The sequence below is a fragment of the Streptomyces sp. NTD91 genome (genome assembly GCF_059510455.1).
This window is the reverse complement of record NZ_JCAJZW010000122.1, coordinates 1-1,266: the sequence shown is the minus strand read 5'-3', so window position 1 is coordinate 1,266 and position 1,266 is coordinate 1. Positions and strand designations below refer to the sequence as shown.

The 1,266-nt window shown below is 71.1% G+C and carries 1 protein-coding gene; it reads right to left on the bottom strand.

The window, feature by feature from the left end:
- Positions 1–307: 307 nt before the first annotated feature.
- Positions 308–547 (bottom strand): chaplin, encoded by a 240-nt coding sequence (locus AC5WRT_RS38825; RefSeq protein ID WP_496098924.1) that lies wholly within the window; start codon positions 545–547, stop codon positions 308–310.
- Positions 548–1,266: the final 719 nt, after the last annotated feature.

Here is a 1,266-nt window from a genome sequence, read left to right as displayed (position 1 = left end):
GTCTGCGGGCGGCCGAGTTGTTCGAACAGGGGACGCGGCAGAACAACGACACCGGTGCACCCCGCGGACGCAGCGGCGCCTGCACCACCAGTTCGAAGAACTCCCACAGGTCGTCCGGCACCAGCCGCTGAGCCCTGTCCACCGCAGCAGGCCGTCCAGCAAGCCGAACGAGACGCCCCTTCGGACCGACCCGGCGAAAGCCGGCACCGCCCACCTGTTCAGGGCAGCCGCGAGTACACCGAGAAACACGCGAACCGGCCGCTCTCCCCCTGCGGGACAGCGGCCGGTAGACGGAGGGCCTGAGGCGTCAGGAGTTGGTGCAGCCGCTGCCGAACGCCGGGTTCAGCAGACCGATGATGTCGGCGGTGTTGCCGCAGACGCTGGTCGGCACGTGAACCGGAAGCTGGACGGTGTTGCCCGACAGGGCGCCCGGGGAGTTGCTGGCAGCGCCGTTCGCACCACTGTCGGCGGCGGCGAGGCCGGCGGCGCCGCCGACGGCCGCGGCGACGACGGAGGTGAGGACGAGGCCCTTCGCGATACGCGACATGAGGAAGTACTCCTTGGATTGAAAGAACAGCGTCCGGGCGAATGCCCGATGTCTTTGTCAACGCTCGGCGCGCAGGAGGGGTTGTGCCGCCGAAGGAGTGATCCGGGAGGAGCGGCTTCGAGAGCACCGGGTGGTGCCACCACGCCTGTCGGCACAGCGAGGCCCCCCTGGTCGGCACGTCCGCCAAGAGGGCTTTTCGGACACCGGCGGCCTGGGCCGGTGCGCTCCGGCCGAACAACCTGCTGCGGCCGCGTCGACCGGACGGCTGCGAGTGCCGGACGTCGCCGCGTCCGGCACCCGGCGGATCACCGCCCGCGTGCGACTCGGCTTCGCCGGTAAAGGATCAACCCGGCCGCGATCAGCGCAGAACTCACGCCCGAGGCCGCCAGCATGGACCCGCTGCCCGTGGCCGCCAGGGTGGCGCGGGTAGGGCGGCTGACGACGACGGGGGTCACGTCCGACGGTCGTACCTGGTCGGTGGCGCTCTCGGGCCGCTGCTGTTCGGCAGCGGCGGGGTGCCGGGGGGCCGGAAGGTGGGCAGTGGACGGAGTGTGCCTGCCACTGTCCGAGGGAGGTGTCTGGGCTTGTCCCGGGGGAGTCGCCACGGAGCTTGAGTCGGAGGTGCCCTTGCTCGGGGCGTTCGGCGACTTCGGCCTGCCCGAGTCCGACGCACCGCCACAGGAACTGCCGAACGCCGGGTTCAACAGGGCGATGACATC